The following is a 24,777-nucleotide window of genomic DNA, read 5'->3' as shown; positions in this document are numbered from 1 at the left end:
AACGGGACGAAATCAAGTTATTGCCGATTTGTGAAAATTTCCATTGAGCATCTTCTACAGTATGATAAAGAAAAAGGAGGTTGCTTATATGGAATTCATGGCAGATACACCGATTATTTTGGCATCCGGCTCTCCTAGAAGGCAGGAGATGCTCAGAAATCTTGGCATTCCTTTCGAAATAATGCCAAGCGACGTCGAAGAAGTGGTGGAGTTAGTGGATAATGATTTTGCGGATTATGTCCAGAAGCTTGCGGTGAAAAAGGCGGCTGCAGTGTCTCAAAAAAGAACGAATGCTGTCATTATCGCAGCAGACACGATTGTCGTCTTCGCAGGGGAAGTGTACCCGAAGCCGTCATCGAAGGGACAGGCTGAAAGCTTCCTAAGAAGATTTTCAGGCAAAACCCATTCGGTTTTCACAGGTGTCAGCATTCTCGGAAACGGCTTATCAACCGTCTTTTCCGAGGAAACGAAAGTGACTTTCAAGGTGCTTGATGATCAGCTGATCCGGGCATATGTCGACTCAGGGGATCCGATGGACAAAGCAGGTGGTTATGGCATCCAGACCGCAGGCGCCTTGCTCGTCGAAAAGATTGAAGGGGACTATTTGAACGTAGTCGGTTTGCCCTTATCGAAACTGGTAGAAACATTGCGCAAAGAAGGCATTGTCCTGTTGAAGGAGGCTGAATGATTCTTTGACAGTTGAAGCGAAGAAGCAGATGATGATCCGGGATGTACATATCGCGGATAGACCCCGCGAAAGGCTTATCCGCCAAGGAGCTGGAAGTCTATCAAACCAGGAGCTTATCGCCATCTTACTTCGGACAGGCACGAAAGAAGAGTCTGTTCTAATGCTTGCCAACAGGATTTTGAAATCATTCGATAAGATCCAGGACTTTAAAGATGCGACAGTGGAAGAGATGACAGCAGTAAAAGGGGTTGGACAAGCGAAAGCTGTCCAAATTCTTGCCGCTGTGGAGTTAGGTAAGAGAATTTATCGTAAACATTCGGAAGGTCGCTATGTCATTAAATCGCCGGAAGACGCTGCTGCCTATTTGATGACGGATATGTCTTCCCTCGTTCAGGAACATTTTGTCGTAATGTTCCTCAATGTGAAAAACGAAGTGCTGCACAAACAGACGATTTTCATTGGCAGCTTGAATTCATCAATCGTCCATCCGCGTGAAATTTTCCGGGAAGCGGTGAAACGATCCGCCGCTTCCATCATTGCGGCACATAATCACCCTTCCGGTAATCCCTCGCCTTCACCGGAGGATATCGAGGTGACAAAAAGGCTTGTCGAAGCGGGCTCCATTATCGGGATCGAACTGCTGGATCATCTAATTATAGGAGATCATCGATTCATAAGTCTTAAGGAAAAAGGATATATGGGCTAGCAAATTACTCCTAAAATGGAAATAGATTTATGCGGAAACAATAAAGGAAAAAGGCTCCTAACCCTACAGCATGAAGGGAATGCCGGAGCTTCTGCAAGCTGCTTATAGGAGGAAGGCGATAGCATCAAAATCCAGCCTATTGCTATTGACACTGTGAATTTGTTCTCCAATCCGTTATAATGTGGTGTATGATTTCAAGAAGACCATTTTATGCGGTCGAATAGAAAGGAAGAACAGATTTGTTTGGATTTGGATCAAGGGATGTCGGGATCGACCTCGGCACAGCCAATACATTAGTTTTCATCAAAGGAAAAGGGATTGTTCTTAGAGAACCATCCGTTGTAGCGAAAAACACAGTGACGAATGAAATCGTAGCAGTCGGTTCAGCGGCTAAAAATATGATTGGACGGACTCCTGGTTCCATCGTGGCGACTCGCCCGATGAAAGACGGTGTCATTGCGGACTTTGAAATTACGACAGCGATGATCGAGCATTATTTGAAAGAAGCGACAAAAGCTGCAGGCAGCGCTTGGAAGAAACCGAACGTCATGGTTTGCGTTCCATTCGGCATCACATCTGTCGAACAACGTGCGGTCATTGACGCAGCAAGACAAGCTGGGGCGAAAGATGCGTTTACAATTGAAGAGCCGTTTGCTGCTGCTATCGGTGCTAATTTACCAGTTTGGGAACCTACTGGCAGCATGGTCGTCGATATAGGTGGCGGTACAACAGAAGTTGCTGTCATTTCACTCGGCGGCATCGTTACGAGCGAATCCATCCGTGTCGGAGGAGACTCAATGGACGGGGCAATCATCGGTTATATCCGTAAAACGTATAATATGACAATCGGTGAACGTACTGCGGAAGCTATTAAAATTGAAATTGGTTCGGCGAAGGTTTCTGCTAAACCTGAAAAGATGGATATCAGAGGCCGAGATCTATTGACTGGCCTACCAAAAACTTTGGAAATATCTTCTGATGAAATCGTCGAAGCACTACGTGAATCCATCACACAAATTATTGAGGGCGTCAGGAAGACGTTGGAAGCTACTCCTCCTGAGCTGTCTGCGGATGTCATGGAACGCGGAATCGTCTTGACAGGCGGGGGAGCGTTGCTTGAAAACTTGGACAAGGTCATTTCGGATGAAACGAATATGCCTGTCTTCATCGCCGAAGACCCGCTTGATTGTGTAGCGATCGGAACGGGGAAAGCGCTCGATAATTTCGAAGTGATTAAAAAGATGCAAGCTAGGTAATGAGGGAGGATTTGGGCAATGCCGCGATTTTTTTCGAATAAACGGTTGATTTTGCTGCTTGTGGGCGTCATTGTCCTTGTGGCATTGATTTCATTCTCCTTAAAAGACAGGCAGAACGCCACCCTTCCAGAACAAATTGTGAAAGATGTCGTCGGTTTCGGGCAATCTCTATTCTCGAAACCGGCACATTATATTACAGGCACATTGGATAAAATCGATGGTATTTTGAATACATATGAAGAAAACAAGCATTTGAAAGCACGATTAAAAGAATATGCCTCTACTCAGGCGGAGCTGGCGGATGTGAAGGCGGATAATGAGAAGCTCAGAGAAATCGTCGGCAAGAAAGATAGCCTTAGAGATTATGAGCCTATCCAAGCAACCGTTATTTCACGAAATCCCGATCAGTGGGAAGAGAAGATCATTATCGATCAAGGCAGCGTGGAAGGCGTAGAGCTGAATATGGCTGTCATAACTGCAAATGGACTTGTCGGAAAAGTGGTGCTCGTCACTCCTTTCACGTCGACTGTCGAATTACTATCGACTGAAAACCGCAACTTCCGGGTGGCTGCAGTCATTCCGGGTCAAGAGGCGATTTTTGGTTTGATAGAAGGATATGATCCTGCTCGTGGCGAATTAATAATGAAGCGCATCGATTCAAATTTTGACGTCAAAGAAGGGCAGAAAGTCGAATCTTCCGGTCTTGGCGGAATTTTTCCGAAAGGTTTGTTGATCGGCGAAGTGACAGAAGTGTCCACCGATGATTTCGGGTTGACGAAATTGGCATATATTCGTCCAGCAGCTGATTTCTCCATGTTGGACCATGTAATGGTCGCAAAGAGGTCATCTGGCATTACAAGCGGAACAGATGGTAAAGTCGCTGGTGAAGACGAAGAGGGGGAGGATGGATCGTGATCAGGTTCATAATCCCTCTTATTGCCGTCATATTATTTTTCCTCGAGCCGGTATTCAGTCTCTTTTCACCCGTATCGATCGCAGATGTATCTTACACTCTCGTACCTCGCTTCGTTATCGTCTATCTGATTTTCATCACCGTCTACTACGGACGGAGGCGAGCAATCCTCTATGGAATCATACTTGGACTCTTGTATGATATGTATCACATTGATATTATTGGAGTATATACTTTTTTATATCCGGTGATCTGCTATATTGCCGCTTTGATCATCCGGCAGCTCCATCGCCATGTCATCACAGTGATGCTTTTATCTATGGCGATGGTTGCGGTGCTCGAATTGCTGTCGTTCATCTTTGCCAGCCTGATCGCATTGACGGCAATCGGTTTCGAAGAGTTCATCGTGATCCGTCTTATGCCGACAATGATTGCCAATTCCATGTTTGTGGCGATGTTCGGCTATCTGTTCAAATGGCTTATCGATGAGAGAGAACTGCAAAAAGCCGGAATATAATCAAGAAAAAACTGTGAGGGACGCAAATGACGAAACAGCACTATGTAACAATAAAAGGGACAAAAGACGGGCTTGTCCTCCGACTTGACGACAAATGCGCTTATTCGGACATGATTGCAGAACTCCGCAATAAAGTCAGCGAAAACAGTCTTGAAGGTCTCGCTGAAGTGAAGGTGCATACTGGTAATCGTTATTGTAATGAAGAGGAGCTTAAGGAAATTATGAATGTCGTTCACGAATCGCCGCATTTGCGAGTTTCCAAGATTCAAAGCGAAGTCATTACAATCGAAGAGTGCAACCGTAAAGTACTGGAGAATCAATCGGAGACCTATATCGGCATCGTTCGCTCGGGACAGGTCGTAAAGGCCGATGGAGATCTTGTCGTAATCGGCGATGTCAATCCGAACGGCCGTGTCGTGGCCGCGGGAAGCATTTATGTATTAGGAAGATTGAAAGGGATTGCTCATGCGGGAGCAGCTGGCAATGAAGAAGCTGTAATTGCGGCTTCGTGGCTTGAAGCGACGCATTTGATGATAGCGGATAGAATGGAAACAATGACTGACGAGCTGACAATTTTGTCGGAACAACCGGAGATGGAATGCGCATACATACATCCGAACGGTTTCATTGCCATCGACCGTTTACAGGAGCTTCGGATTCTCCGACCTAATCTGTCGACATTCAAAGGAGGGAGCTAGTGTGGGTGAAGCAATCGTAATAACGTCTGGAAAAGGTGGAGTCGGTAAAACGACGACATCTGCAAATCTTGGGACAGCATTGGCTCTACAAGGTAAAAAAGTGTGTCTTGTTGACACGGATATCGGTCTCCGCAATCTGGACGTCATCCTCGGACTTGAAAATCGTATCATATACGATCTCGTCGATGTAATCGAAGGCCGATGCAAAATCCATCAGGCGCTCGTCAAGGACAAGCGTTTTGAAGATGGACTATTTTTGCTGCCGGCAGCTCAGACTACAGATAAAAACGCAATTGAACCAGAACAGATCAAAGAATTGATCACTGAATTGAAACGGGATTATGATTATATTTTAATTGACTGCCCTGCAGGCATTGAGCAAGGATATAAAAATGCCGTTGCAGGTGCGGATCGAGCCATCGTTGTCACGACGCCGGAAATTTCGGCGGTGAGGGACGCGGACCGTATCATCGGACTTTTGGAGCAAGAGGACATCGAGCCGCCGAAGCTGATCATCAATCGGATCAAAAGCCGCCTCGTCAATAGCGGCGACGCTTTGGATGTCAATGAAATCACATCTCATTTATCCATCGATCTGCTCGGAATTGTCCTTGACGATGAAAAAGTCATTTCCTCTTCGAATAAAGGGGAGCCAGTCGTCATGGATCCATCGAACCCGGCAGCAATCGGTTACCGGAACATCGCCCGTCGGATCTTAGGCGAGTCAGTGCCACTCATGTCTCTCGACGAAGGCAAACCAGGATTTTTCGGGAAATTGAAATCATTATTCGCTAAATAAACGGGAACCCTTCTTAGCAAGGGTTCTTTTTTATATTTACATTTATAATGATAGAAGGCAATGAGGGAGCGAAAGCCGTCACGAAGAACGGCTTTTGCGAGTAAAAGCGAAGCGTTACGAGCACATCTTTGCACTACTTTGCAGTAAAAGCATAGCGTTACTAGCAGGATGCCTTAATTTCTGCAAAGAACGTAGTAATTAAGTCTAATTAAACCCTTCGCTGTTCGATTGGCTGAGGCAACGCCCGCGGTAAACGTCCACCTGGAGCGGTATATATAATAAACAGTGACCTTGGACATTTGCCCATAATATTCATAGTACTCCCGTCATATACTGAGAAAAAAGGTGGTGTGGCGGGGTGAAATGGAAAACAAAATGGGTCATTGCAATCATAGTAGCGATTGGCGTATTCAGCTTTGCCAAATTGGAAGAAATCGGAGTCGTGAACAAGTCTGTTACGCAATATATAACGACAGGCAAAGATTTCATCGTCATGAAAAAGTGGGTTGCCTCCATAATCGGGGACCCGGAAGAGGACACGATCACAGTGTCTGCCGAAACAGTCGAAGAGCTTCCATTCGCTGCATACGAATCGATGCAGCCTTATAAGGATGGCGTAATTGCATCTTATGCTCATCCGATGCCGATTACAGCGCAAGGGGACGGGCTCATCGTATTCACTGGCTTTACACGGCAATCAGGGAAGACGATCACAGTGTTGTACGATGACGGTGACGAAGTGACGTACGGATTTGTCGGATCGATTTCGAAGCTTCCTTATTCGACTGTGAAAAAGGGGGACACGCTTGCTATTATGAATGAAGAGGCGATCTACTTAAAAGTGAAGCGGGAAGGGGTCGTATTGGAAGCTGCAGTGTTGGCTACTTATTTCTCGGAAGATACGAAATGAAACTTCGACTTCATCCCATTTTGGCACCTTTTTTCCTCGTGCTTATGGTAACGGGAGGATTGGCGTTTTACGCTATCGTCTTCATATCCCTTCTTTTCCATGAAGCTGGCCATGTTGTTGCTGCAAAAATGGCAGGTATGAAGGTCCGCTCATGCACGATCATGCCTTACGGAGGAGAACTGCGAATACCCGATCGGCACTCTTACGGCAAAAGACAAAGAGTGTTCGTTGCGGTCGGCGGGCCTATCGCTACAGCGATTCTCCTCCTGCTATCGACACTGTTTTCATTTCCTGGAGATGAGCAGTTAATTCGCATTCAAACAGCGATCCTATTGCTGAACTTATTGCCTATTTTGCCTTTGGACGGTGGACAGGCAATCTGCGCCATGCTCGAAACGCATGAAAGAAAATATAAAGTGAGATCTGCATATCTCGTCTTTTCCATATCGGTGTTACTAGCTGTCACTCTTTTGCTTCTTCCGGGCCTTCCCGAGACTGTCCTCTTTCTTGTCCTAGCTTTGTTTTTGCTCTTTCAAAACATATCCGCTTTCAAGTTCAGAAAATATGAACAAGCCTATGAGCAGTTGAAAAGAAAACAGTTGACGCCATAGAGTATGCGTGGTAATATTTTAATGTTATTGTTTGTAGCGCACCCGTGCTACAACCGCACTGACAAGGTACAAGCATCCGAAAGGGTCACCTTTGAAGGCGAGTCTGAGTCTATTGAGGAGGTGCAAGTATGTACGCAATCATTGAAACTGGTGGAAAACAAATCAAAGTCGAACAAGGCCAAGAAGTCTACATTGAAAAATTAGTCGGCGAAGCTGAGGAAACTGTAACATTCGACAAAGTTCTATTCGTTGGTGGAGAAGACGTGAAAGTTGGCGCTCCATTCGTGGAAGGTGCTTCTGTAACGGCTAAAATCGTTAAACAAGGCCGCGCTAAGAAAATCACTGTTTTCAAATACAAGCCGAAAAAGAACTACCACAAAAAGCAAGGTCATCGTCAGCCATATACGAAAGTTGTCATCGAAGGCATCAACGCGTAAGCCGGCATGATCAAAATCAATATTAATGAACAACCATCCGGCCGTATCAACTCATTTGAGATGAAAGGCCACGCCGATTTCGCTGAACATGGAAAAGATCTCGTTTGTGCAGGCGCATCTGCAGTTTCATTTGGAGCTGTCAATGCCGTCATTGCACTCACTGGCATAACCCCGGATATCCAACAAGGGTCTGACGGAGGTTATTTGAAAGTGATTTTTCCGAAAACGGAAAAAGATGATGACATCCAATTGATCGTGAAGGCGATGATTGTTTCATTACAGACGATCGAACAAGATTACGGGCAACATATAAAACTCATTTTCAACCGATAGGAGGTGGCACTTATGTTACGTTTGGATCTCCAGTTTTTCGCATCGAAAAAAGGGGTAGGTTCTACAAAGAACGGTCGTGACTCTCATTCGAAACGTCTTGGCGCGAAACGTGCTGACGGACAATTCGTTTCTGGCGGCTCTATCCTTTATCGCCAACGCGGAACAAAAATTCACCCAGGTGAAAACGTTGGCCGCGGTGGGGACGATACACTTTTTGCGAAAGTTGACGGCGTAGTTCGTTTTGAACGTTTTGGTCGCGACAAGAAAAAAGTGAGCGTGTACCCTGTAGCTCAAGAAGCTTAATGTTATAACTAACATTGAAAGGACTGCATTTTACGTGCAGTCCTTTTTATTTTTGGCGAAATTTGTGAAGAGAATGCTATACTGTAGTATATGAAACAGTTGGCGGTGAGAAAATGGAATCGGAAAACCTGACGATTGGAAAAGCATTAAAGTTTGCACGCCATGATTTTTTAAATGAATTGCAATTAATGCTATTATATATGGATCTCGGAAAAATGCCCGAAGCGAGAAAGGCACTGTTGGAAGCGACGGAACGCATGCGCCATGTATCCATGCTTGAAAAATTGCGTTTGCCGAAGACTGAAATCTGGCTTAGCACTTTTGAATGGAGACATACAGCCTTTTCGAAGAAATTGCAATGCAACATCACCGCAGGTACCTGGACCGCCAATGACGATGCAGTCTCCGATTACTTGGAGAGATTAATCTGCGTAATCGAAGAAGCAGTCAATCCGATGGATGAATATATCGTTCATATAGCGGTTAAAGCTACTGAAGATCATTGGTCGATCCAATTGAAAATCGAAGGGACGCTCACGGGATCGCCAACACTGCCACAAACAGATGGCGGTTTTGAAGTGAGTGGAATTTTGCAAGATAAGCTATGGACGTTCACATTAAGTGGGCAATAGGAGGAATAAACATGTTTGTCGATCACGTTAAAGTATATGTAAAAGGTGGCGACGGCGGCGATGGTATGGTTGCGTTCCGCCGCGAGAAGTACGTAGCGTACGGAGGTCCTGCTGGAGGGGACGGAGGAAAAGGCGGCGATGTCGTTTTCATCGTCGATGAAGGTTTGAGGACGCTTATGGATTTCCGTTACCAACGCCATTTCAAAGCAACTCGTGGAGAGCATGGCGGCAGTAAAAATAGGCATGGTAAAGGCGCCGAAAACATGGTCGTCAAAGTTCCGCCGGGTACGATAGTCAAGGACATCGAAACCGGAACAATCATCGCCGATCTCGTAGAGCATGGGCAGACAGCAGTCATCGCAAAAGGTGGTCGTGGAGGCCGCGGGAACTCGCGCTTTGCGACACCACAAAACCCGGCTCCTGAGCTTTCTGAAAAAGGGGAACCAGGCGTCGAGCGGGAAATCACGCTTGAATTGAAAGTGCTCGCAGATGCAGGTCTTGTCGGTTTCCCGAGTGTCGGAAAGTCGACCTTATTATCTGTCGTATCATCTGCAAAGCCGAAAATCGCCGATTACCATTTCACAACACTCGTGCCGAATCTCGGAATGGTGGAACTGGAAGGTGGAAGAACATTCGTACTCGCTGATTTGCCTGGGCTTATCGAAGGGGCGCATGAAGGCATCGGCCTCGGCCATCAATTTTTGCGTCATATCGAGCGGACAAGAGTCATTGTCCACGTCGTCGACATGTCCGGAATGGAAGGGCGGGATCCTTACGAAGACTTCGTTACAATCAACGAAGAGCTGGAGAAATACAATCTTCGTTTGATGGAACGTCCACAAATCATCGTCGCAAATAAAATGGACATGCCGGAAGCTGAAGAGAATCTGAAATTGTTCAAAGAAAAGCTTAACGATGAAGAAGCGTTGATTTTCCCGATTTCTGCGATCACGCGTGAAGGCTTGGATCAGCTATTGTTTGCTGTTGCAGACCTGCTTGAAACGACGCCGGAGTTTCCGATGCATGAAATTGAAGACGAGGATGAAAACCGTTCTGTTCTTTATAAGCACGAATCTGAAACTGCAGACTTCAAGATTACCCGTGATGATGATGGAGCCTTTGTTCTGTCGGGGTATACTCTCGAGCGCCTGTTCAAGATGACCGACTTCAACTTCGATCAATCCGTCCGTAAATTTGCACGCCAAATGCGCGGAATGGGTATCGACGACGCACTTCGTGAGCGAGGGGCGAAAGACGGAGATACGGTCAGAATCCTCGACTTTGAATTCGAATTCCTCGAATAAGATGCAGTGTATGTTTTCTATGAATTGTTGCAAGGAGGCATGAAATGAAGCCATTGGGGGAAGGGCAGTTTTATCTCGTAAGGGAAGATGTACTTACGGAATCGATGCTAAAAATGCTGGAGGCGAAAAGGCTTCTGGCAAGCGGGGAAGAAAGGACAATCCAAGAAGCGACGAAGCGGGTGGGGTTGTCCCGAAGCGCTTATTACAAATATAAGGATACCGTCTTTCCGTTCGAGTCGATCGCCCGCGAACGAGTTTTAACGATCTTCATTCAGCTCGAGGATCGGAAAGGCTCGCTTGCGACGATTCTTCGGATCATATCGGAAGCAAAATGTAATGTATTAACGATACACCAGACGATACCGGTGCAAGGTCGCGCGAATATTACATTGTCACTCGATGTAACAGAGATGCAGATCAAAATGGAGGAATTCATGCAAAAATTGAAAGCACCGACTTTCATCGATTCCGTCCATTTGATCAGTTCTGGAGCATTGTAAGTAATAAAAAAACAGAGTGCAACATGATGGAGGAACTGGGATGAGCGAACAGGATTACAAGCCGACGGTCGCCTATTTGGGGCCCGAAGCTTCATTTACTCATGTGGCGGCAACTCACCTTTTTGGTATAAAAGGCTTAGTGCCCCAGCCGACAATACCCGATTGTATAGAAGCTGTAACCGAAGGGCATGTCGCATATGCAATTGTACCGCTTGAAAATGCATTGGAAGGCTCCGTGCCGATGACGATCGATTATTTATTCCACGGAAGCGAACTGTTCATTAACGCGGAAATTTCAATACCGATTGAACAGCATATGATGGTGAACAAAAAGTGGAAGGATGACTTGGAGCGGCTTGAATCAGTTCGTTCCCATCCGCATGCCCTTGCGCAATGCCATAAATATTTGCAATATCATTACCGCCGTACCCCGTTGATACAAACGACATCGACAGCAGCCGCCGCTAAGTACATTTCTGAAAATCCGGAACTGTGCATCGCTGCAATCGGTAATCGCTTGGCAGCAGAAAAATACGGCTTACATATCGCAGAAGAAAATATCCACGATTTTCATTTCAACCATACACGGTTTGTCGTTCTGTCTTTGAGGAAAGGGTATTTGGAAGTTCCAGGTCATTCAGAGTTGCCAAAAACGACACTTATGGTCAAGTTGCCTGAGGACGACCGTTCAGGAGTGCTTCATCAAATACTTTCAGTTTTTGCATGGCGAAAGCTGAATTTGAGCAAAATCGAATCCAGGCCGATGAAAACCGGGTTAGGAAATTATTTTTTCATCATCGATATATTGGAAAGCGAAGAGCATCCGATGATGAGAGGTGCACTAGAGGAGCTTGCAGCGCTCAATTGCACGGTTCGCTCATTCGGATCTTATTTTACGTACGAACAAAAACCTTCACGCTAAATCATTTTAGCTTGGAGGTTTTTTCGTTTTGCAAAGGATAGAAGCCTGAGGGACATCAGTTTTTCGAATGAATATTACAGGCATTTTCACAATATACATACAAGAGAGAGGGCGCCTAGCTTAAAAAATGCGTCACATAGACGGGCGTTCGTTCATACGATGGATTGATGGAAGGGGGATTTTGTTAGTGGATGTCCATATTGTTGTAAAAGGGGATACGTTGTGGAAAATTGCACGACAGTACGGTATCCCTTTTGAAGATTTGAAAAGGGTGAATGCCCATTTAGCAAACCCGGATTATATCGTTCCGGGGATGAAGATTTTCTTGCCGAAGAAAAAAACTGCAGCTCAGCCGAGTGAGAAGGGCAAGGAAAAAATGCCGGAAAAAGTGAAGCATCAGCAAGTTGCGCCTTCTATGCCTCCTGCGATGGAAAAGCCGAGCAAGCCGCAGCAACCGATCCCAATGCCACGGGTTGAAAAGGAATTTGAAATGCCGAAGCCGCCATCCGTTCCAATGCAGCCAATGCCGCCTGCGCCTGTTCAGCAGCCGCCTGCCGCGATGACACCGCTGCCTGAACCTATGCCGTCCATACCGCCTGCAGCCCCGATGCCGCCAATGGCCATGCCGCAATTTTTCCAACCAATTATGCCGGTTCCATGCGGTTGGATGCCGATCTACGATGCGGATTGTGCACCGATGACATTCCCAAGTTTCACACAGCAAATGCCTATGCCAACCATGCCGGCACCACCAATGCCGACACAAGTCATGCCAACACAAGAATCGCCGATGGCACCTGCTCAAATGGGAGTAAGGCCACCTGCACTCGATATGACCGAGGATCTAGATGACTATGATGAATCGCCAATCTATCCGGGAAGAGGTCCTGGAGTTGCCCCACCTTATCCGGTTAGAGGGTGGGAATTGATGGAGTCCCCTATGATGATGGAGGAAGAATCACCGGAAGATATGGATTTCACCCCTCCAGAGCAAGCGTATATGCCGCAAATGGTATCGCCGGAGTTTCAAAATCCGTATGGCATGATGATGCAGCCGCAGCAACCATTCGCTTTCGGTAATCCTTGCATGCCAATTCATCATTGCGGTTGTGGTTGCCCTCCTCATGGTTTCTACGGAGTTGCTCCAACCGAAATGAACCCGAATTATATGATGCCAATGCAAGTGAGCCCAATGCAAATGTATCCGATGCCGATGAACCAAATGCCGATGAACCAAATGCCGATGAACCAAATGCCGATGAACCAAATGCCGATGAACCAAATGCCAATGAACCAAATGCCGATGAACCAAATGCCGATGAATCCAATGCAGATGCAGCCAATGCAGATGCAACCATTCTACCCTATGGATAATTGCGGATGTGGTTGCTGACCGGCGTATGGTGCCGGAAAAGAATATCCGTAAAGTGAAACAGAATGTTTGGAAGATGGTGGAAGGAGAGTCCTCCTACTCTCTAAAGCGTTATACGACGCGATCAACTGCAGTAAAAGTGGAATATGTACACAGACAGCTTCATGCAATTCGATTTCCGCATATTGTGCCTATCATTCCAACTGACGATCCGTTATTCATCATGCAACCATGGATCGAAGGGACAAAACCCGTCAACTTCAGAAGAAGAATCGATCGGACGGATTCCCTTATGGCCCTCAAAGCGTTGCACCAAACAAAGGAGCAGATCGACTGGGACGCCTCCCCTTATCTGCATCGATATCAGCTCTTGGATAAATGGCAGGAAAGACTGGATCGGTTTATCGACAATCGCGACGCGTGCGGGAAGTTTATAAGGAAACAAGCGGTTGACGAAATCATTATGTATGGGAAGGAAGCCCTTCCCATACTAAAGAAAAATTACCGCAAACTTTCAGGCTATACGCTGCTTCATGGGGATGTCGTGCATCACAATATTCTCCGAGATGGAAACGGAATCATCCGCTTCATCGATTTTGACCTAGCATGTACTGGGCCTCCTGGAACGGAATTGGCGCTATGGATGCACCGTGTCTTGCCAAATGTGTGTTACAATTTAGAATTTCTTTTGGCGGAGCAATCATCTTTGAACAATTTGGATAATGCCTCGAAATCGATGTTGCTTTATCCTAATGAGTTGTTAAGGGAATGGCTGCACCTTTTGAACATGCCGGAAGCAAAGCAGGAAAGTCTCGCAAGAAAGCTTATCCCTTTTACGGAATATGCTCTCTCTTCATGGCCGAAGCTATGGTATGATATAGAACGGAACATGAAGTAGGAGGATGCATAATGGCTGGCCATTCAAAGTGGAAAAATATCCAAAACCGTAAAGGCGCACAAGACGCGAAACGAGGAAAAATATTTCAAAAGATGTCAAGGGAGCTATATGTAGCCGCGAAATCAGGCGGCGGAGATCCAGACATGAATCCTGCGCTCCGTCTTGCAATAGAGAAATCGAAAAGCTTCAATGTGCCGAATGATGTCATAAAACGAGCGATCGAAAAAGCGACTGGCACAGGTGCGGATGAAAACTATGAGGAAGTCGTCTATGAAGGATATGGACCTGGAGGTGTAGCGGTTCTTGTACAATGTCTGACAGAGAACCGAAACAGGACAGGGCCGAATATCCGTGTAGCTTTCAATAAAAACGGCGGCAGCTTAGGGGAAAGCGGTTCAGTCGGCTATCTATTCAACCGTAAAGGACGCTTGTTTGTCGAGCGTACGGAGGAAACCGACGAAGAAGCGATTATGCTTGCCGCATTGGAAGCGGGAGCTGAGGATATCGAGTCGACAGAAGACGGCTTTGAAATCATTACAGAGCCTTCCAGCTTCATGGAAGTGAAGGAAGCACTAGAAGCTGAAGGAATTGAATTTATTTCAGCGGAAGTGGAAATGATTCCGACGATCTATACAGAATTGCAAGGTGATAATGCCGAGCAATTTGAAAAGATGATTGATGCTTTGGAAGACGATGATGACGTACAAAACATATATCATAACGCAAGCGAATGAGCCGCCTCATCAGCGGCTTTTTCTATTTTTTGTTAGTTGAAAAAAGTATAGCTGATCGGAGCGGAAGGCGGCGACTCCAGCTGGAAAGCGAGGCAGGGGAGACCCCGCAGGGAGCGTAGCGACTGAGGAGGCTTACCGCTCGCCCGCGGAAAGCGTCCGCCTGTAGCGTAAATCCATTTTTATGTGTTAAAGGACTTCCACATCAATAGGTAGAAAACCCGTTCGTATGCTATAATAGTTTCGATACTTTAGGGGGAGAATGACTTGTACGATTACATTAAAGGAACAATCACCCGGGTAACACCCGAATACATAACGCTCGAACAAGGCGGCATCGGCTGGCAGATCATGACGCCTAATCCATATGCTTTTCATCAAACAGAAGAGGTCCAGCAAGTATTCACGTATTTGCATGTCCGTGAAGATATGCAATGGTTACTCGGCTTCAAATCACTTGAACAGCGTGAGTTGTTTAAGAAGCTCATCACCGTTTCGGGAATCGGTCCGAAGGGTGCGCTCGCCATATTAGCAAGCGGCATTCCATCCCAAGTGATTGGAGCAATCGAAAGGGAAGACGAAGCATTCCTCGTACAGTTCCCGGGAGTCGGAAAAAAGACGGCCCGTCAAATGATCCTAGACCTTAAAGGGAAGCTCGGAGACCTATTCACGGAAATCGAAATGCCGGATGATGTGACGTTGCTTTCCATGGCGGAAAACGGTGCTTTGGAAGAAGCCATCCTCGCACTGCAGGCGCTCGGCTATTCGCAACGGGAATTAGCAAAAGTGAAGACGGAGATGCAAAAGGAAGAGCTGGATACAGAAGGCTATATGAAGCTTGCATTGCGCCTGCTTTTGAAACAAAAATAATATTATTTGAATGAGGAAGGAGGAGCGGTGCATGGAACGGGTCATTTCAAGTGAACAATCCAATTATGACGACAGCTTCGAACAATCTTTGCGACCTCAGACGTTGCAGCAATATATTGGACAGGAGACTGTAAAGGACAATCTGAGTATTTTCATTCAAGCCGCGAAAGGCAGAAGTGAAAGCTTAGACCATGTCTTGTTATACGGTCCGCCTGGACTTGGGAAAACGACGCTTGCGACTGTCATCGCAAACGAAATGGGCGTCAATGTGAAGATGACGAGCGGGCCAGCGATTGAAAGGCCAGGAGATCTGGCGGCCGTAGTTTCGTCATTAGAGCCAGGCGATGTTCTTTTCATTGATGAAATCCACCGGTTGAACCGATCGATCGAGGAAGTTCTATATCCGGCTATGGAAGACTTTTGTCTCGACATCGTTGTTGGAAAAGGTCCTTCCGCCAAATCGATTCGCCTTGACCTTCCGCCATTTACGCTAATTGGTGCAACAACGAGGGCTGGTTCGTTATCAGCCCCGCTTCGTGACCGTTTTGGCGTGCCGCTCCGCCTTGAATATTATGGGGAAGGCCCGTTGAAGGAAATCGTAATCAGAAGTGCAAGCCTATTCGATGTCGATATTGACTCCAATGCGGCGGTTGAAATAGCTAGACGCTCGAGGGGGACTCCTAGAATCGCCAACCGCCTCCTACGCAGAGTGCGTGATTACGCCCAAGTGCGCGGAGACGGCAGCATTACGATGGATATCGCAAGGGAAGCGCTTGAAATGCTGCAAGTCGATTCACACGGGCTTGATCATATTGACCATAAATTGCTTGTCAGTATGATTGAACGGTTCCGCGGCGGGCCGGTCGGAATTGATACGATTGCGGCAAGCATTGGCGAGGAGTCGATCACGATCGAGGACGTTTATGAACCTTACTTGCTGCAAATCGGGTTCATTCAAAGGACACCGCGTGGCCGAATTGCAACTAAACTCGCATATGATCATTTCGGTTACGTGGTCCCCGACGCGCTTACGTAATACTAATACAAGTAGTTCAATACTGGATAAAAGGAGTTCACCCGCATTATGGATGTAAATGATTTTGATTTTGAGTTGCCGGAAAGTCTCATTGCACAAACGCCTCTCGAAGATCGGACCGCTAGCAGATTGATGGTTTTGGATAAAGTTACGGGCGACGTCAAGCATCGTCAGTTCCGTCAAATAGTGGACGAGTTGCAGGAAGGGGATATTATCGTACTTAACGATACACGTGTCCTGCCTGCCCGTTTGATTGGGACGAAGGAAGATACAGGTGCGTCGATTGAAGTGCTCCTTCTGAAAGAGACCAGTTCGAACGAATGGGAGACGCTCGTGAAGCCTGCGAAGAGGGTGAAAGTCGGAACTGTTGTAACGTTCGGGGATGGCAGATTGGAAGCTGAATGCACTGAGATCCTTGAGCAAGGCGGAAGAATTTTTAAATTCCGCTATGAAGGGATCTTCTATGAAATCCTTGATTCATTAGGACAAATGCCGCTCCCCCCTTATATTACAGAGACGCTTGATGATCAATCGCGTTATCAGACCGTCTTTGCAAAAGAAAGAGGTTCGGCCGCGGCACCTACCGCGGGCCTTCATTTCACTGAAGAGATTCTTCAGGAGATCAAGGACAAAGGTGTAGGTGTCGAATTCATCACTTTACATGTCGGTTTAGGGACATTCCGCCCGGTAAGTGTTGACGTAATCGAAGAGCATACGATGCATTCTGAGTATTATCATGTAACCGAAAAGGCTGCTAATGCAATTAACGAAGCGAAGGCGAGAGGTGGAAACGTCATTGCGGTCGGAACGACTTCTGCGCGGACGCTTGAGACGATCGCTTCGCAAAATGACGGAAAAATAGTTCCTGCAAGCGGTTGGACATCGATATTCATCTACCCCGGCTACCAGTTCAGCATTCTAGACGGCATGCTGACAAACTTCCACTTGCCGAAATCGACATTAATCATGCTCATTTCCGCTATGGTGTCACGTGAGTATGTATTAGCCGCCTATAAGGAAGCGGTGAACGAGAAATATCGCTTCTTCAGTTTCGGAGATGCGATGTTCATAAAACCTCCACAAAAGTAAAGGGATGTAGTTCCCAAAATGGAAAGGATCAAATTAAATGGCAGCAATTACTTACGAACATATAAAAACATGCAAGCAGACAGGGGCTCGTCTCGGCATCGTCCATACGCCACATGGGTCATTCGAAACACCGGCCTTCATGCCTGTCGGGACGCAAGCGACTGTGAAGACGATGTCACCAGAGGAACTGAAAGAGATGGGTGCCGGCATTATCCTCGGCAACACGTATCATCTTTGGCTCCGCCCAGGACATGACGTTATTAAGGAAGCGGGCGGTCTCCATAAATTTATGAACTGGGATCGACCGATCTTGACGGATTCAGGCGGATTTCAAGTGTTTTCATTAAGTGAATTCCGTAAAATTGAAGAAGAAGGCGTCCATTTCCGTCATCACCTAAACGGAAGCAAGCTTTTCCTAAGCCCTGAAAAAGCGATGGAAATCCAAAATGACCTCGGTTCGGATATTATGATGGCTTTTGACGAATGTCCACCGTATCCCGCGACATTCGAATATATGAAGGCGAGTGTGGAGAGGACTTCAAGATGGGCGGAGCGTTGTCTGAAAGCCCATGCTCGTCCAGAGGATCAGGCGCTATTCGGAATTGTCCAAGGGGGCGAATTTGAAGAACTTCGCAAACAAAGCGCGAAAGACCTTGTCTCGCTAGACTTCCCTGGATATGCAATCGGCGGATTGTCCGTCGGTGAGCCGAAAGACGTCATGAATCGCGCTCTAGAATTTACGACTCCGCTATTACCGGAAAACAAACCGCGCTATTTAATGGGTGTTGGTTCTCCAGATTCCTTAATTGACGGGGCGATCCGCGGTGTGGACATGTTTGACTGCGTATTGCCGACACGTATCGCGAGGAATGGGACGCTCATGACTAGCGAAGGGCGCCTCGTCGTTAAAAATGCAAAATACGAGAGGGATTTCGGGCCATTGGATCCGAATTGCGATTGCTATACTTGTAAAAACTACAGCAGAGCTTATATACGCCACTTGATCCGAGCGAACGAAACATTCGGCATCCGATTGACATCCTACCACAATCTCTACTTCTTACTACGGTTGATGGATCAGATCAGGGACGCAATCCGCAATGATCGTCTCGGGGACTTCAGGGAAGAATTTTTTGAACAATACGGATTTAATAAACCAAATGCAAAAAACTTTTGAATCTTGTATAATGAACCGAGAAGAGGGGGGAAGAAAATGAATGGTGATATGTTCGGTACGTTGCTACCAATAATTGCGATGTTCGCAATCATGTGGTTCCTATTGATTCGACCTGCACAAAAAAGGCAAAAACAGACAAAGCAAATGCAAGAGAGTTTGAAACGCGGCGATAAAGTTATTACAATCGGCGGTCTTCACGGCGTAATTGACGCTGTTGATGACACATCCGTCTTTTTGAAAGTCGCAGACGGCACAACATTGCAATTCGATAGACAAGCTGTCGGGCGCGTTGTGGATGCAAGCGCATCATAATAATATTCATGTTCAAAGAGGTGGTTTCACAGTTGTAACTGTGAACCACCTCTTTTTCGTTCTTGTATATTCCTGTTCAGGATAAGGCATCCTTTCTTGGAAAGGAGGGAATGTAGTGAATGAATTTTTGATTGTCGGATTCAGGACGATTTTTTTATATGCATTCCTTGTGTTCATCCTAAGGGTGATGGGGAAGCGTGAAGTAGGTGAATTAGGCGTCATCGATGTTGTCGTATTTATCATTATGGCAGAAGTCGTTGCTTTTTCATTGGAATCACCCGAGAAAAAAATTATCCACTCTATATTTCCAGTTCTCCTTCTTCTTGGCATCCAGTTGCTGACTTCCTATATATCCTTGAAAAGTAAAAAGTTCAGGGATGTCGTCGATGGAGACCCCACCTTGATCATACAGGATGGTGTTATTCAGGAAGACCAGATGAGAAAACATAGATATAATCTGGATGACCTATTCCAACAGCTCCGAGAGCAGCAAATCGGTTCAGTGCGGGAAGTATCCTATGCATACTTGGAGCCTTCCGGTAATTTGTCCGTATTCACGAACGAGAACTCTCAGCCGGTCCTTGCCCTCATTTCTGACGGCATAATCCAAAGCCGCCATGTCAAGATAATCGGGAAATCTGATGAATGGCTCGTTCAGGAGTTGAAAGAACAAGGTGTGAATGACGTAAAACAAATTTTTTATTGTTCATTTGAAGAGGGGAAACTGCACTTCCAATTAAAGAAAGATTATCAGTAAATTTTAGTAAGTCTTTTGAGCATAAGTACATCGTTTTTCTTCACTTGCCCGAACAGCAGCAAGATGACTAATAGAAATACGGTCGTAATGACGCATTCAGTCAACAATCCAAATTGGCCAATAGGGACGAAAATCGGTCGAATGACTGCTGTCATGATGAAGGCTGCATATGGCAGGGCGAACATCGTGAAGCCGGCTGCCGCGGCCTTGTTTTTCCGCAAGGTTGCAATATGGAGGAAAGAAGTGACTAGGACCCCGAATCCGATTGCAAGTACTGCCCCGGTCTCCTGCAATCCAGGCTGGGATGCTAATACGAACATGACACCCAATTTGGCAATTCCTCCGTAAACCGAGTTCATCATTCCCGCTTTTGCATCTCCGGTTGCTTGCAAAATGGAATACAAAGGACTTTGGATGTAATAAAAGAAAAAGATTGGAGCCAACAACGACATATAGGAGCCGCCATCGCTAATATGGAAAAGCTTTTCCGCTAATTCCTGACCGTGAATATAAAATACAGCTGCCGCAAAAGCACCAGTCAAGGCGGAAAGGCGCAACGCCAAATGGATTCGCTCTTTAAGTTTTTGCTTATTGCTTGAAGCGGCAGCTCCGCTCACGGCTGGCACGAGCACGACAGACAACGCGTATGGGATGAACGAGGGGAAGAGCAGCAATGGGATGAGAACACCTGAGATGACCCCATAGAGCGATGTGGCGGCAACTGCCCCGACTCCTGCCATTGAAAGGGCGCGCAAAAAAATGATCGGTTCGAGGAACCACGTGAATGTGCCGAATAACCTGCTTCCTGATGATGGAAGCGCAATGGAAAGAAGCGGCTCCATCGGATATCGTACATTTTTTTGCGCAGGCTTTCTGTCCCGGCGTTTATGCTGTTGATATTTGAACAAAAGATAACCGGCTGACAGCCCTTCCGCCAATAATGTGATGCCCATCGCATAGGCGGCATTCATCGGATTATTTTCCGGAACGAGTAGAATAGGCAATAGCCAAGTAATTAATACAATCCGGAATAATTGTTCAATGATTTGAGACCAGGCCGTTTCTTCGATCCTGACAATTCCTTGAAAATATCCACGAATCAACCCGCAAACAGCGGCAATCGGAATGATGGCAATCCCTACATATAAGGTAGTGGAAGTTGCTGCGCTCCCTAATAAGGTTTCCGATAAAAATGGGATGAATAATATGGATAGCGGGATGAATATCGCACCTGTAAAAATTGTAATGAAAGTCGCCGTCCTCATGACAGCAGGAAGCTTCACTGTCTCGCCTTTCACTTTCAATTCTGCTATCACCTTCGCGACTGCAATCGGCACACCCAATTGGACGAGCGAGAGAAAAAATATGAAAGCGGGGTAGGCGGTCATATAAATGCCGACCGCTTCTTCTCCCGCAACTCGCATGAATTGGATGCGATAGACGAATCCCAATAGCTTGGACATGAAAACGGCAATCATCAATATGGCAGTTCCACGGATGAAAGTGGACAATGAAAACAACTCCTTCTCAATTCCGGTCATTTCGTATACACTAAATCTATGCATGGGTTTGTCTATTTACGACTGAACGGGAAAGGGATGGAGAACGTGACGATTCAATTCGAACAAATATTTAAACATGCCATACCTGCTATTCAAAGCAAGAGGGATGAATTCCGTCTATACGGCTATCCAACGGTGACAAATGAAGAAATATGGAAATATTGCATCCGTAAAAAATGGCGGAAGAAAAATGTGTCGACAATGCGGATCCATGAAATTGTAAATGGCGTGTTGTCATTGACTCCTGCTGAATTTATGACATATACACAAATCGAGGAACAAAGGGGTTCCAACTGGTTCTCGGATCTGAACAGTGATGAGTTGCAGCTGCTCCTTTCACCGAAAAGTAAATCATGAGCAACTGTTCTACGAACGTCCAACTATTTGACAGATGCTATTCTCTGTTTCATAATTGGAGTGTTATATTTTTTTAAAAACTGTACATAGCAATCGTCTTAGCGCTCCACGTACAGAGGGGGAACTAATTTATGAAGAAAAGAAGCCGGATCGTATCGTTTCTGTTATTGCTCGTCTTGTTGGGATCATTGATAGGCGGTACGGTAAAACCGATTATTAAAGATGTACGGCTCGGCCTGGATCTGCAAGGGGGCTTCGAAGTCCTTTATGAGGTTCAGCCACTTAAAGGTAAAGAAGGCCAAAAAATTACGGAAGATATTGTAGCCGATACAGCGGGCGCATTACGTAACCGTGTCGACGTGTTAGGAGTAAGTGAGCCGATCATTCAAGTCGAATCAAATAATAGGATTCGTGTGCAATTAGCCGGTGTGGAAGATCAGGAATCGGCTCGTGAGCTATTATCCACTCAAGCAAACCTGACATTCAGGGATGCTGACGACAATCTTATGTTAGATGGAAACGATTTGAAAGAAGGAAAGGCGAAAGCCAACTTCGGTCAAAATGGCAATCCTGTCGTTACACTTGAGATGAAAGACCCTGATAAATTCGGGCAAGTGACAGCTGATATTAAAGCAAAAGCTCCCGAAAACGTTATGGTCATCTGGATGGACTTTGAAGAAGGCGTCGATTCATACAAAGAGGAAAGAATGAAGGAAAAACCAAAATTCATTTCTGCACCTTATGTAAGTCAAATTATCAATTCATCTAATGTTGAAATTTCAGGAAGCTTCACAGTGGAAGAAACTAAGAGCTTGGCAGGTATTTTGAATGCCGGGGCACTCCCAGTCCATCTCGAAGAAATATATTCTACTTCTGTTGGTGCTCAATTCGGAGCACAGGCGTTGGATAAAACGATTCTTGCTGGAATTGTTGGTGTATCTCTTATTTTCATTTTCATGCTAATTTATTACCGTATTCCTGGATTTGTGGCAGTTATTACACTATCCGTCTATATCTACCTGATCCTTACTGTCTTCACAAGCATTAACGGAGTTCTTACACTTCCGGGAATTGCAGCTCTGATGCTCGGGGTCGGTATGGCAGTCGATGCGAATATCCTGACATACGAGAGGATTAGAGAAGAACTCCGTGTAGGGAAATCAGTAAAGACAGCTTTCTCGGTAGGTGCGAAATCTGCGTTCACTGCCATTTTGGATGCCAATATCACAACTTTGCTCGCAGCTGTTGTCCTCTTCATTTTCGGGACGAGCTCCGTCAAAGGCTTTGCAACAATGCTAATCATCAGTATCCTAGTCAGCTTCTTGACAGCTGTTTGGGGTTCACGTCTATTGCTGGGTCTTCTCGTCAATAGCGGGATGCTTGATGGCAAGACAGGTCTATTCGGAATTTCGAAAAGACGGGTCCACGCACCTGAAGATAATGTGGACACGCTTGACCTTACAACGAAATTTGACCGGTTTGACTTTGTTCACTCCCGTAAGAAGTTCTATGTCATTTCGATGGCATTGATTATTGCTGGCATCATTGTTCTCGGGATCTTCAAATTAAACCTCGGGATTGACTTTGCAGGCGGTACGCGTGTTGAAATCTTATCTGACACCCCTGTAACGACTGAGGAAATCTCAAGTACCCTTGAAAAAATTGGCCACCCAGCAACGGACATAGTCATTTCTGGAGATAAGAGCAATATTGGCGTTGTACGTTACAAAGAAGAATTTAAGCAAGAAACTGTAAATAAGTTCAAAAAAGATCTAGAGGCTCACTTCGGTGCGGACCCGAATATTTCAACTGTTTCCGATACAGTTGGTAAAGAGCTTGCGAAAAATGCGTTGAAAGCATTGCTAGTCGCCGCACTTGGAATCGTCATTTATGTCGCATTCCGTTTCGAATGGCGCATGGGCGTATCATCCATTATCGGCCTGATTCATGATGCGTTTTTCATGGTCGCGGTATTCAGTATATCGAGACTGGAAGTGGACATTACATTCATCGCTGCCGTATTGACGATTGTCGGATATTCAATTAACGATACGATCGTAACGTTCGACCGGATCAGGGAGAATCTGCATAAGATTGGCAAAATCGATAACGTGAATGTTTTGGCAGATATCGTCAATAAATCACTCCGTCAAACATTGGGACGTTCAGTGAACACGGTCCTGACAGTTGTTTTTGTCGTCGTCGCATTGATTGCCCTCGGAGCGGAAGCAATCCGTCCATTCTCGATCGCTTTGCTCATCGGATTGCTCGCAGGAACGTATTCTTCCATCTTCATCTCAGCTCAAATCTGGTTTGACTTGAAGAAGAAAGAACTTGAAAAAGCGGGCACATTGAAAGTTGATAAAGAGAAAAAACAATGGGGTTCTGACGAGCCGGTAGTCTAACGACTGCAGCTCCACAGACGTTTCAAACCTCTACGGAACAGGGTATACTTTATGTATATCCTGTTTCTTATTTTGGACGAAAAGGAAGGTGGAGAAGGATGAAGATGCAATGGTCGTTAATACTCAGTATTCTATTCGCCATCATCATAGCTGTATTCGCCATACTTAATGTTGAACCTGTCCAAGTGAACTACTTGTTCGGGAAGGCACATTTGCCACTCATCCTCGTCGTTCTTTTCACAGCACTGCTCGGCGCTGCCATCAGCGGGTTTATGGCCATGTTCAGATCCATCCACGCGAATCGCCAGATCAATGAATTGAAAAAGGAAATGACCGCAAAGGAAATCACGATTGCAACACAGCAAAATGAAATAGCTGCTCTTCAACATCTAGTCGAACCAATCTCTAAAGACGAGAAGCTTGAAGGTGAAATGTAAGCAAAGCATCCTCACATAGGATGCTTCAGACTGTAGACAAACACCATGAATTTGGGTGTTTGCCTACAGTCTCTTTTCTTTTAAAATAGAGATAAAGCTACAATGTTGATTTGCGCTGCGAGCGGACGCTTTCCGCGGGCACGGCTTCAGCCGCTTCCCTCGCTGCGCTCAGTCCAGGGTCTTCAGCTCGCGCTGTTCCCGCAGGAGTCGCCGCTCTCCGCTCCAATCAACGGTGTTTTCTATTA

30 protein-coding genes and 1 other annotated feature are annotated in these 24,777 nt (G+C 46.0%); of the genes, 28 read left to right on the top strand and 2 right to left on the bottom strand.

What is annotated here, in order from left to right; all coding sequences use genetic code 11:
• Positions 1-88 precede the first annotated feature (88 nt).
• The 25 genes from AB1K89_RS11545 (at position 89) to AB1K89_RS11425 (ending at position 19,771) form a co-directional block, all read left to right on the top strand.
• On the top strand, positions 89-688 hold the full coding sequence (locus tag AB1K89_RS11545; RefSeq protein WP_413054873.1) for a Maf family protein: 600 nt from the start codon (positions 89-91) through the stop codon (positions 686-688).
• Between the two features lie 31 nt (positions 689-719).
• Positions 720-1,394, top strand: a complete 675-nt coding sequence (gene radC, locus AB1K89_RS11540) for a RadC family protein (protein ID WP_413054924.1) — start codon at positions 720-722, stop codon at positions 1,392-1,394.
• Positions 1,395-1,633: 239 nt separating this feature from the next.
• Complete coding sequence (locus tag AB1K89_RS11535) at positions 1,634-2,650, top strand: rod shape-determining protein (protein WP_252502833.1); 1,017 nt, start codon at positions 1,634-1,636, stop codon at positions 2,648-2,650.
• An 18-nt stretch (positions 2,651-2,668) separates the two neighbouring features.
• The gene (gene mreC / locus AB1K89_RS11530) at positions 2,669-3,565 is read left to right on the top strand and encodes a rod shape-determining protein MreC (protein WP_413054872.1); all 897 of its coding nucleotides are present in this window, start codon (positions 2,669-2,671) and stop codon (positions 3,563-3,565) included.
• Positions 3,562-4,080, top strand: a complete 519-nt coding sequence (gene mreD / locus AB1K89_RS11525) for a rod shape-determining protein MreD (RefSeq protein WP_413054871.1) — start codon at positions 3,562-3,564, stop codon at positions 4,078-4,080. The genes mreC and mreD overlap by 4 nt, the downstream gene beginning before the upstream one ends.
• A 26-nt stretch (positions 4,081-4,106) precedes the next feature.
• Complete coding sequence (gene minC, locus AB1K89_RS11520) at positions 4,107-4,778, top strand: septum site-determining protein MinC (protein WP_413054870.1); 672 nt, start codon at positions 4,107-4,109, stop codon at positions 4,776-4,778.
• Between the two features lies 1 nt (position 4,779).
• The gene (gene minD / locus AB1K89_RS11515; RefSeq protein ID WP_252502837.1) at positions 4,780-5,577 is read left to right on the top strand and encodes a septum site-determining protein MinD; all 798 of its coding nucleotides are present in this window, start codon (positions 4,780-4,782) and stop codon (positions 5,575-5,577) included.
• Positions 5,578-5,935: 358 nt separating this feature from the next.
• Positions 5,936-6,487 carry a peptidoglycan DD-metalloendopeptidase family protein gene (locus tag AB1K89_RS11510; RefSeq protein WP_413054869.1) on the top strand — a complete coding sequence of 184 codons (552 nt, stop codon included), beginning with the start codon at positions 5,936-5,938 and terminating at the stop codon, positions 6,485-6,487.
• Positions 6,484-7,098 (top strand): M50 family metallopeptidase, encoded by a 615-nt coding sequence (locus AB1K89_RS11505; RefSeq protein WP_413054868.1) that lies wholly within the window; start codon positions 6,484-6,486, stop codon positions 7,096-7,098. The genes AB1K89_RS11510 and AB1K89_RS11505 overlap by 4 nt, the downstream gene beginning before the upstream one ends.
• Before the next feature lie 41 nt (positions 7,099-7,139).
• Positions 7,140-7,213: a sequence feature (ribosomal protein L21 leader region), on the top strand.
• 13 nt (positions 7,214-7,226) lie between these two features.
• Positions 7,227-7,535, top strand: a complete 309-nt coding sequence (rplU, locus tag AB1K89_RS11500; RefSeq protein ID WP_413054867.1) for a 50S ribosomal protein L21 — start codon at positions 7,227-7,229, stop codon at positions 7,533-7,535.
• 6 nt (positions 7,536-7,541) lie between these two features.
• On the top strand, positions 7,542-7,868 hold the full coding sequence (locus AB1K89_RS11495; protein WP_413054866.1) for a ribosomal-processing cysteine protease Prp: 327 nt from the start codon (positions 7,542-7,544) through the stop codon (positions 7,866-7,868).
• Between the two features lie 12 nt (positions 7,869-7,880).
• Positions 7,881-8,171 carry a 50S ribosomal protein L27 gene (gene rpmA / locus AB1K89_RS11490; protein ID WP_251624735.1) on the top strand — a complete coding sequence of 97 codons (291 nt, stop codon included), beginning with the start codon at positions 7,881-7,883 and terminating at the stop codon, positions 8,169-8,171.
• 113 nt (positions 8,172-8,284) lie between these two features.
• Positions 8,285-8,803, top strand: coding sequence for a Spo0B domain-containing protein (locus tag AB1K89_RS11485; protein WP_413054865.1), 519 nt, complete (start codon positions 8,285-8,287; stop codon positions 8,801-8,803).
• Positions 8,804-8,814: 11 nt separating this feature from the next.
• Entirely contained in the window at positions 8,815-10,107 is a 1,293-nt protein-coding gene (gene obgE / locus AB1K89_RS11480) for a GTPase ObgE (RefSeq protein ID WP_413054864.1), read from the top strand.
• Between the two features lie 44 nt (positions 10,108-10,151).
• Positions 10,152-10,607 (top strand): ACT domain-containing protein, encoded by a 456-nt coding sequence (locus tag AB1K89_RS11475; protein ID WP_413054863.1) that lies wholly within the window; start codon positions 10,152-10,154, stop codon positions 10,605-10,607.
• Between the two features lie 40 nt (positions 10,608-10,647).
• Positions 10,648-11,529 carry a prephenate dehydratase gene (gene pheA / locus AB1K89_RS11470; RefSeq protein ID WP_413054862.1) on the top strand — a complete coding sequence of 294 codons (882 nt, stop codon included), beginning with the start codon at positions 10,648-10,650 and terminating at the stop codon, positions 11,527-11,529.
• Positions 11,530-11,716: 187 nt separating this feature from the next.
• Positions 11,717-12,922, top strand: a complete 1,206-nt coding sequence (locus AB1K89_RS11465) for a LysM peptidoglycan-binding domain-containing protein (protein ID WP_413054861.1) — start codon at positions 11,717-11,719, stop codon at positions 12,920-12,922.
• Positions 12,912-13,799 (top strand): phosphotransferase, encoded by an 888-nt coding sequence (locus tag AB1K89_RS11460; protein WP_413054860.1) that lies wholly within the window; start codon positions 12,912-12,914, stop codon positions 13,797-13,799. The genes AB1K89_RS11465 and AB1K89_RS11460 overlap by 11 nt, the downstream gene beginning before the upstream one ends.
• Before the next feature lie 11 nt (positions 13,800-13,810).
• Complete coding sequence (locus AB1K89_RS11455; RefSeq protein WP_413054859.1) at positions 13,811-14,533, top strand: YebC/PmpR family DNA-binding transcriptional regulator; 723 nt, start codon at positions 13,811-13,813, stop codon at positions 14,531-14,533.
• Positions 14,534-14,797: 264 nt separating this feature from the next.
• Positions 14,798-15,400, top strand: coding sequence for a Holliday junction branch migration protein RuvA (gene ruvA, locus AB1K89_RS11450; protein ID WP_252502848.1), 603 nt, complete (start codon positions 14,798-14,800; stop codon positions 15,398-15,400).
• Positions 15,401-15,431: 31 nt separating this feature from the next.
• Complete coding sequence (ruvB, locus tag AB1K89_RS11445) at positions 15,432-16,436, top strand: Holliday junction branch migration DNA helicase RuvB (RefSeq protein ID WP_252502849.1); 1,005 nt, start codon at positions 15,432-15,434, stop codon at positions 16,434-16,436.
• 48 nt (positions 16,437-16,484) lie between these two features.
• Complete coding sequence (queA, locus tag AB1K89_RS11440) at positions 16,485-17,525, top strand: tRNA preQ1(34) S-adenosylmethionine ribosyltransferase-isomerase QueA (RefSeq protein WP_413054858.1); 1,041 nt, start codon at positions 16,485-16,487, stop codon at positions 17,523-17,525.
• Positions 17,526-17,562: 37 nt separating this feature from the next.
• Positions 17,563-18,702, top strand: coding sequence for a tRNA guanosine(34) transglycosylase Tgt (gene tgt, locus AB1K89_RS11435; RefSeq protein WP_252502851.1), 1,140 nt, complete (start codon positions 17,563-17,565; stop codon positions 18,700-18,702).
• A 36-nt stretch (positions 18,703-18,738) separates the two neighbouring features.
• Positions 18,739-19,014 carry a preprotein translocase subunit YajC gene (gene yajC, locus AB1K89_RS11430; RefSeq protein WP_252502852.1) on the top strand — a complete coding sequence of 92 codons (276 nt, stop codon included), beginning with the start codon at positions 18,739-18,741 and terminating at the stop codon, positions 19,012-19,014.
• 115 nt (positions 19,015-19,129) lie between these two features.
• Positions 19,130-19,771, top strand: coding sequence for a DUF421 domain-containing protein (locus tag AB1K89_RS11425; protein ID WP_413054857.1), 642 nt, complete (start codon positions 19,130-19,132; stop codon positions 19,769-19,771).
• Here the strand turns inward: AB1K89_RS11425 and AB1K89_RS11420 are convergent.
• The gene (locus AB1K89_RS11420; protein WP_413054856.1) at positions 19,765-21,282 is read right to left on the bottom strand and encodes a putative polysaccharide biosynthesis protein; all 1,518 of its coding nucleotides are present in this window, start codon (positions 21,280-21,282) and stop codon (positions 19,765-19,767) included. The two genes, AB1K89_RS11425 and AB1K89_RS11420, sit on opposite strands and share 7 nt — an antisense overlap.
• Before the next feature lie 96 nt (positions 21,283-21,378).
• Between AB1K89_RS11420 and AB1K89_RS11415 the strand changes: the two genes are divergently transcribed.
• The 3 genes from AB1K89_RS11415 (at position 21,379) to AB1K89_RS11405 (ending at position 24,532) form a co-directional block, all read left to right on the top strand.
• Complete coding sequence (locus AB1K89_RS11415) at positions 21,379-21,690, top strand: post-transcriptional regulator (protein WP_413054855.1); 312 nt, start codon at positions 21,379-21,381, stop codon at positions 21,688-21,690.
• Between the two features lie 131 nt (positions 21,691-21,821).
• A complete protein-coding gene (secDF, locus tag AB1K89_RS11410) occupies positions 21,822-24,095 on the top strand; it encodes a protein translocase subunit SecDF (protein ID WP_413054854.1) in 2,274 nt (757 codons plus the stop codon).
• A gap of 98 nt (positions 24,096-24,193) precedes the next feature.
• The gene (locus AB1K89_RS11405; protein WP_413054853.1) at positions 24,194-24,532 is read left to right on the top strand and encodes a LapA family protein; all 339 of its coding nucleotides are present in this window, start codon (positions 24,194-24,196) and stop codon (positions 24,530-24,532) included.
• A 97-nt stretch (positions 24,533-24,629) separates the two neighbouring features.
• Here the strand turns inward: AB1K89_RS11405 and AB1K89_RS11400 are convergent, their stop codons facing one another.
• The gene (locus AB1K89_RS11400; protein ID WP_256470617.1) at positions 24,630-24,758 is read right to left on the bottom strand and encodes a hypothetical protein; all 129 of its coding nucleotides are present in this window, start codon (positions 24,756-24,758) and stop codon (positions 24,630-24,632) included.
• Positions 24,759-24,777: the final 19 nt, after the last annotated feature.

Origin of the sequence: Sporosarcina pasadenensis (assembly GCF_047228845.1) — a bacterium.
Classification (GTDB): domain Bacteria; phylum Bacillota; class Bacilli; order Bacillales_A; family Planococcaceae; genus Sporosarcina.
The sequence above is the reverse complement of the archived record's forward strand: the minus strand, read 5'-3'. Positions and strand labels throughout refer to the sequence as shown.

Excerpts from the sequence above, each read along its gene's own strand:
- AB1K89_RS11545 (WP_413054873.1), top strand. The coding sequence starts at position 89 with ATGGAATTCATGGCAGATACACCGATTATTTTGGCATCCGGCTCTCCT.
- radC (WP_413054924.1), top strand. The coding sequence starts at position 720 with ATGATCCGGGATGTACATATCGCGGATAGACCCCGCGAAAGGCTTATC.
- mreC (WP_413054872.1), top strand. The coding sequence starts at position 2,669 with ATGCCGCGATTTTTTTCGAATAAACGGTTGATTTTGCTGCTTGTGGGC.
- minC (WP_413054870.1), top strand. The coding sequence starts at position 4,107 with ATGACGAAACAGCACTATGTAACAATAAAAGGGACAAAAGACGGGCTT.
- AB1K89_RS11505 (WP_413054868.1), top strand. The coding sequence starts at position 6,484 with ATGAAACTTCGACTTCATCCCATTTTGGCACCTTTTTTCCTCGTGCTT.
- rplU (WP_413054867.1), top strand. The coding sequence starts at position 7,227 with ATGTACGCAATCATTGAAACTGGTGGAAAACAAATCAAAGTCGAACAA.
- AB1K89_RS11495 (WP_413054866.1), top strand. The coding sequence starts at position 7,542 with ATGATCAAAATCAATATTAATGAACAACCATCCGGCCGTATCAACTCA.
- rpmA (WP_251624735.1), top strand. The coding sequence starts at position 7,881 with ATGTTACGTTTGGATCTCCAGTTTTTCGCATCGAAAAAAGGGGTAGGT.
- AB1K89_RS11485 (WP_413054865.1), top strand. The coding sequence starts at position 8,285 with ATGGAATCGGAAAACCTGACGATTGGAAAAGCATTAAAGTTTGCACGC.
- obgE (WP_413054864.1), top strand. The coding sequence starts at position 8,815 with ATGTTTGTCGATCACGTTAAAGTATATGTAAAAGGTGGCGACGGCGGC.
- AB1K89_RS11475 (WP_413054863.1), top strand. The coding sequence starts at position 10,152 with ATGAAGCCATTGGGGGAAGGGCAGTTTTATCTCGTAAGGGAAGATGTA.
- pheA (WP_413054862.1), top strand. The coding sequence starts at position 10,648 with ATGAGCGAACAGGATTACAAGCCGACGGTCGCCTATTTGGGGCCCGAA.
- AB1K89_RS11455 (WP_413054859.1), top strand. The coding sequence starts at position 13,811 with ATGGCTGGCCATTCAAAGTGGAAAAATATCCAAAACCGTAAAGGCGCA.
- ruvB (WP_252502849.1), top strand. The coding sequence starts at position 15,432 with ATGGAACGGGTCATTTCAAGTGAACAATCCAATTATGACGACAGCTTC.
- queA (WP_413054858.1), top strand. The coding sequence starts at position 16,485 with ATGGATGTAAATGATTTTGATTTTGAGTTGCCGGAAAGTCTCATTGCA.
- tgt (WP_252502851.1), top strand. The coding sequence starts at position 17,563 with ATGGCAGCAATTACTTACGAACATATAAAAACATGCAAGCAGACAGGG.
- yajC (WP_252502852.1), top strand. The coding sequence starts at position 18,739 with ATGAATGGTGATATGTTCGGTACGTTGCTACCAATAATTGCGATGTTC.
- secDF (WP_413054854.1), top strand. The coding sequence starts at position 21,822 with ATGAAGAAAAGAAGCCGGATCGTATCGTTTCTGTTATTGCTCGTCTTG.
- AB1K89_RS11405 (WP_413054853.1), top strand. The coding sequence starts at position 24,194 with ATGAAGATGCAATGGTCGTTAATACTCAGTATTCTATTCGCCATCATC.